This is a genomic window from Mesorhizobium sp. M1312, assembly GCF_040318115.1.
In the GTDB taxonomy this organism is placed as follows: domain Bacteria; phylum Pseudomonadota; class Alphaproteobacteria; order Rhizobiales; family Rhizobiaceae; genus Mesorhizobium.
In genome coordinates, this window is sequence record NZ_JAMYLQ010000041.1 from 41,355 (window position 1) to 47,354 (window position 6,000).

The following is a 6,000-nucleotide window of genomic DNA, read 5'->3' on the forward strand; positions in this document are numbered from 1 at the left end:
CATCGGACAGGGCCGAACGAGACGCGCGCGCGGCTGAGGATATCTTCTTCGTTCGGAAGACGATTGGGCGCGCTGCCGGGGGAGGGGCATAGGATGCGCTTCGCTGGCCGCTGCACTGACGGTGAGAATGGAGATGTTGGTCGCCCCGCGGCCTCCCGTCCTCCACAGCAAGACCGGGTCGATGCTGAACGGCAGAGGCGTGAGCAGCGCAGCGAACTCAAGCGCGGAGCCTGCTCGCGCGCGAAGACGGATCTGATCAAAGATCGGCGAGTTGGGCGATATCCGCGAGGCGCTGGAAAACGAAGATCGAGGAATCGGGCGGGACAAAAACGATGAGGTTGCGCGCTTCTGGCGTAATGCGCCTGCCGCGAGGCCGTTGAGCGTGATGAGTTGCTGCGGGAAAGGGGAGTGTTTGCGCGGGACCTTGGTCAAACGTAAGAAACGACCGTCGAGCTCGCCGTGGATGGGGACATGCAGGCACGTTTGTCGCTGGAGGACAGCAGCACGGAAGCTGTCCGGGCTTGCCGTCGTCGCTGGGTACCTAACAGGAGAATTTGGCGGTCGCGATCGAATTCATCTGCGTAAATACCGCCTGGCTGTGCTCGGTTTGCCGGCGAACAGATTTCGCCTTCTTTGCGGCTGCAAACGAATCGCTGGCGGCGTGGTCCCTTAGGTCAAGAGCATCGGGTGAGTAACAGCCTGATCCTGCTCAATCTGATCGCGCCAACCGCCTCGCCGGATTGTGGAACCGCTCGCGGGTAGCTTCTACCACAAACAGCAAGGTCATGAAATCAAGTAGGAAGTCGTCGATCGCTTGAGCGATTGTTTCTGACTTGCCCTTGAATCGGTTCAGCAATACGCGCGCGTTATCAATCGCTTCCACGCTGATGGCATCGATTAACCCCTCGACCCTCTTGAAACAATCCAATTCGAAACTCCTTCACAGCGCTTGCCAAGCCGTTATGCACGAAGGTAGCTCCGTGAACTACCCGGCCTTGACCTGGCGGCACGAGCAGCGGTCGGCCATACGTCCCGTGCCTCCAAGCACCAGCAATAGACGTGGCGCTGAGGAGCGTTGGAAGGATGGGGTGCTTCCGGCCATGCTCGAGCGGTAGTGTAGGACAATGCTTGGTGGCGACCACGGCCACAATGGAGTGCGCCAGCTGATCGGGGCTTAACAATTTTTCGCTTTTTGCTGCGGCCAAGTCTCGGCTATGAGTCGGGCAGGCCTAATGGCCTGCCCACGTTGCAATTGTTAAAGAGGAATACGTATATGCCGACTGGAACGGTAAAGTGGTTCAACAGCACCAAGGGGTTTGGATTTATCCAGCCCGACAATGGCGGTCCGGATGTTTTCGTCCACATTTCAGCTGTCGAACGCGCGGGCTTCTCGACCCTCGCTGACGGCCAGAAGATCAACTATGAGATCGAGCAGGACCGACGCACTGGCAAATCCTCCGCTGGCAGCCTCAGCAAAGCTGGTTGAAATTTTCTCCTGCGTCCTGGCAAGAGTGGGCGCGTAGGTCCGGAGGTCCTCACGGCCGCTCGATAGGGGCGAGCAAAACTGAGGGGCAGCAGTTTGCTGCAAGGCGTCGCGAATTCCTCATGAACAAAGTTGTTTGAAAGAAAGGCGGGGTTGGCCCCGCCTTTTTATATGACGCGCAGATTAAGCCGATGGCTGCAACGCTCCAGAACGTATCTCGATTGCCGAAATCAAGCTGCGACCTTCTTGCGGGTTCGCTTCGTCGGCGCCGGCGCTTCCGGCGATTTCGGTTTGCGGCCGAGGCCCATCGTCTTGGCTAATGCCGAGCGCGCTGCGGCGTAGTTCGGCGCGACCATGGGATAATCCGCCGCCAGGCCCCATTTGGCCCGATATCCATCCGGCGTCAGCCCATAGTGGGTCGACAGATGGCGCTTTAGCGATTTGAATTTCTTCCCGTCCTCAAGGGAGATAATGTAGTCTGGTGTCACCGACTTCCTGATCGGGACTGCAGGCGTAAGGGCAACCGGCTCTTCTACAGAGACACCTCCGGCCGTCCCTTTCAGAGCCGCGTGCACTTGGCCGATGAGGGCAGGGAGATCCCCCACCGGGATCGGATTGTTGGAGACATAGGCTGAGACGACATCGGCGGTGAGCTCGATGAGGGTGTCGATGTTTTTTTCGGCTTCTTCTGTCATGAAACTCTCCAGGCGGCGTGAAACACAGTCGGCGAAGCGTCGCTTCATAGTGGCGGTCGCCGTTGAAAGCAACAAAGGTCTCGACAGGATTATTGGGATGCTCGTCCAGCAGCGAGATCTATAGCGCGGTATCCCGCCGTCGTGACCGTTGATCCGTCCGTTGTTGGCGACCTGCCGCGGTGCTTGCGCATTTTCAGGGCGTCTCGGCCGTAAGCTTTGCGCCGAAATGACCAAGTAATCTCGAAACGAAGCGGGCTATTTCTGTTTCGCCATCCTCTCTTTGGCTGTGAAATCGGTGGCAGAGCACTGGCCGCTCCTGGTGGCGCGTGGAGGAACTATCAAGTCTTGATTCGCAATGGTCGAAACGATGTAGATTCATCCAGTGAGCCGCTCTCGCAGCAGGATGTTAGGGATTGGCCCGCTGGTAAACCGAGGACATCACGCCGCTGCTTTGCTATTGAACCGCTATGGGTGTGACAACACATTCCGCAATGGTGGGCGGGTGTAGAGGCGGCGCTTGTTCACGCAACCAGCGGTTCAGCAGGTCGGGAGGAACCAATGAGCTCAGGGAGTTTCAGCAGCCCACTTTTCGTAAGGCGTGCAGCGCACATCGTGCAAGAGATTGCCAGTCCTGCGGATGCTATCGATTTTCTCAACGAATGGCCAGAAGATCGCAGAGACCGGATCTACGAAGACGCCCTCAGGGCGTGCTTTGATGCATACAACGGACGAAAACCTGCGAGCGCAGCGCGCAAGACTTTTTTGTGCTTTGCGCAACAGGTCGCCATCTTGGAAGATGCAACCTCCGCGATGCAATGGCTCGCTGCCTGCATGTCGGGCAGTGGAAAAGCGCAAGTATAGGCGTCGCAGTCGTGTGTGAGGCTGGAGCGGGTTACGCCGTCGAGGTTATTGTATCGAGATTCCGCCGGCATCTGGAGCGTACTATAGCGAACAAAGAATATTTTGTCGCTATGGCGATGTTAATTATCTTGTTGTATTTGTAAATCAGCTTCTCGCGACAGGACTGCAACGCATCGTGTGAAAATCAACTGCGTGTCACTTGATTCTCTCAAATTCATGATGGCAAATTACCCTGTAATTATTGCAAAGCAGTTGTCCGATTGAAGGCGAAGCAAAGATTGTGCTCCGTCGTCTGCTAATATTCGCTCGATGGAGGCTATAGGCCTCACAAACCAATCAAAACAGCTACTCGGGCGCCCTTTGAAATTCGTTTAATTTCGCTCACCCCGAACGGCCCTCCACAGTCGAAATAAGTTTGTCCCGCAAAGGGTGCTGCAAGACGCGATCGCGGATCGATTTGGGCCAACGTCGATCTGGCGAAGGCACGCCGGAAATCGAGCCGACCTGCAGAGGAACAGATAATCGGCCCCGAACCGAAATCTGACACGGCGGCGGACCCGATTTCTTCATGGTAGAAGGCGCAGAGAGAACCGGAGCACGGCTCCGGCACCGCCGCTTGGCGAGCAGCGATCCTCCGCCTCCATGAAATCCAATAGAGAAGAGCGTTCACTTCCGAGACGGTCCCATCTCTGCCGCGAGAGGTGTCGGATCCCCGGTCCTCTCCCGCAGCTGATCTAGCGCAGGGCGTTCATGAGCCGCATATCCCAGAGTGGCTGCGTGCACCACGCAGCGAGATCATTTATGAAAATCCTATTCAGTACGATGGCTGTCGCCTTGCTGGCAGCCACCGCTTTTGCTGCGGATTCGATCCCCGCAGACCTCAGAGAAACGGCATTGGCCACTTTCAAGGCTTTGCCACCCACCACGCCGGCAGTCGCTAACAATCCGATCACGCCGGAGAAGATCGCCCTCGGCAAGGCACTGTTCTTCGATCCACGCGTCTCGGCGTCAGGCGTCTTGTCGTGCAACTCGTGCCACAACCTGGCCACCGGCGGCGACGACAATCACGAAACCTCGATCGGCCATGGTTGGCAGAAGGGACCGCGCAACGCGCCGACTGTACTGAACGCTGTCTTCAACATCGCCCAGTTCTGGGACGGTCGTGCCGAAGACCTGAAGGCTCAGGCGAAGGGACCGGTCCAAGCCGGCGTCGAAATGGCCAATACACCGGGTCAAGTCATCGCCACCCTCAAGTCGATGCCGCAATATGTCGATTGGTTCGATGCAGCTTTTCCGGCTGAAGCCGATCGCGTCACCTTCGACAACGTCGCCAAGGCGATCGAAGCCTTCGAGGCGACACTGGTCACGCCGGCCCCCTTCGACGGCTTCCTCAATGGCGATGACGCCGCCATGACTTCCGAACAGAAACAGGGCCTGGCGCTTTTCATGGACAAAGGCTGCTCGTCCTGCCATGGCGGTATCAACGTTGGTGGGGAAGCCTATTACCCATTCGGCCTCGTGGAACAGCCCAGCGCCGAGGTCCTGCCGGAAAAAGACAAGGGCCGATTTGCGGTCACCAATACTGCCGACGATTCCTATGTTTTCCGCGTGGCGCCGCTGCGCAACGTTGCACTCACCGCGCCATACTTTCATTCGGGCAAGGTTTGGGATCTGAAACAGGCCGTTGCCATCATGGGAACCACCCAGCTTGGCGTGGTACTGGCGGACGAAGAAGTCGACCTGCTTGTTGCCTTCCTCAACTCGCTGACCGGAAAGGCACCCGAGCTCGCCTATCCCATTTTACCCGCCGAAACGGCGACAACGCCCCGGCCTGTAACGCAGATCTTAGGAAAATAAACGGCCAGCTGGCGCGGAACGTCGCATCGACAATGATTGCGACTTTTACTGGGACGAGACGATCGCGACGTACATGAGGACGCAAAGGCCTGGCTCGTTTCCAAAGTGCAGACACTGCTTCCGTCACCACCTCGTTGCGGTGGAACCATGTTTGGGATCTGGCGTGCGACATGCCAAGGAAGGCGTCGGACGTTTGAGGCTCGCGCGCTGTCGATACCCCGCGGCGGCCGGCTATCGCGCTGGCGGCCGAATAGCCGAGCGCCGGAGTGACCGGCCCCCTCAGGGTGATGGGGCAGCCACTCCGTCCTCCATGTCCAGCGATTCTTCGACCGCTTTCGGATTCCGGGCGATGGTCCAAAGGAGAGTATTCGCCGCTACATCCGGTTTCGAGCGACCTTGCTCCGAGTTTCGAAGCGTTGCCAGATCGAGGCCATACCTCACGGAGAATGCCTCCTGAGACAGCTTCGTGCGATCCCGGACTTCGCGAACACTTATCGGCCGCGGCGCATGAACCTTCGCGATCACGCCTGCGGACGACAGTTCATTCTTCAGTGCCAACAGGTCGTCGACGCAAGGAACCGTCACGAACGCCTTGCCGTGATCGACCATCTCCGTGAGTATCGCGTGGGCCGTCCTGAGCGGCAGCTGTCTCTTACCGCGAATGCGGGCGGCCTCAGGAGTATTCGCGCCGTGAAGAAAACCGAGGCTCAGTCGGACGGGAGAGCCTGACGACACCGGCACGACGTCCCGGGTTCGCACCCGTTGTCCGAACCGCTCCATGAATTTCGATGTAGTCGACATTAACCTTCTCCGCGATCACTCGACCGAGCTTGCGTAATTTGGACCATCCAACACTGGAGGGCATCGCGATTAAAGTACGCCAAACAACGCTAAGGGAGAACAAACGGTGATCTGATTTCGTTCGACGCTCGTTTTCGAGAGCCGTTCTGGGTCGTTCGCAATCAACTGTGTAGGCCAGCGGAGCGAGCAAGGAGCGCCAGATCTGGACAGGGCTGAGTGGGTGTTTTTCCGAAAGGTGGGGCCATGCCCTAAGGGACACGAGATGTAGTGGACTCGTCGATCCGCGCGGTTTCGATTCGCGCA

The 6,000-nt window shown here is 58.0% G+C and carries 6 protein-coding genes; 3 read left to right on the forward strand and 3 right to left on the reverse strand.

Annotated features, from left to right (window positions below; all coding sequences use genetic code 11):
• Positions 1 to 709 precede the first annotated feature (709 nt).
• Entirely contained in the window at positions 710 to 928 is a 219-nt protein-coding gene (locus tag NKH36_RS31295; protein ID WP_352965721.1) for a hypothetical protein, read from the reverse strand.
• A gap of 345 nt (positions 929 to 1,273) precedes the next feature.
• On the opposite strand from NKH36_RS31295, the gene NKH36_RS31300 reads away from it, so the two are divergent.
• Positions 1,274 to 1,486 carry a cold-shock protein gene (locus NKH36_RS31300; RefSeq protein ID WP_352965720.1) on the forward strand — a complete coding sequence of 71 codons (213 nt, stop codon included), beginning with the start codon at positions 1,274 to 1,276 and terminating at the stop codon, positions 1,484 to 1,486.
• Between the two features lie 227 nt (positions 1,487 to 1,713).
• Here NKH36_RS31300 and NKH36_RS31305 read toward each other — a convergent pair whose 3' ends face one another.
• On the reverse strand, positions 1,714 to 2,178 hold the full coding sequence (locus tag NKH36_RS31305; RefSeq protein WP_352965719.1) for a Ros/MucR family transcriptional regulator: 465 nt from the start codon (positions 2,176 to 2,178) through the stop codon (positions 1,714 to 1,716).
• A 558-nt stretch (positions 2,179 to 2,736) separates the two neighbouring features.
• Here NKH36_RS31305 and NKH36_RS31310 point away from each other — a divergent pair.
• Complete coding sequence (locus NKH36_RS31310; RefSeq protein ID WP_352965717.1) at positions 2,737 to 3,039, forward strand: DUF982 domain-containing protein; 303 nt, start codon at positions 2,737 to 2,739, stop codon at positions 3,037 to 3,039.
• Between the two features lie 801 nt (positions 3,040 to 3,840).
• Entirely contained in the window at positions 3,841 to 4,896 is a 1,056-nt protein-coding gene (locus tag NKH36_RS31315; RefSeq protein ID WP_352965715.1) for a cytochrome-c peroxidase, read from the forward strand.
• A gap of 279 nt (positions 4,897 to 5,175) precedes the next feature.
• On the opposite strand, the gene NKH36_RS31320 is transcribed toward NKH36_RS31315, so the two are convergent.
• A complete protein-coding gene (locus NKH36_RS31320; protein WP_352965713.1) occupies positions 5,176 to 5,697 on the reverse strand; it encodes a helix-turn-helix domain-containing protein in 522 nt (173 codons plus the stop codon).
• Positions 5,698 to 6,000: the final 303 nt, after the last annotated feature.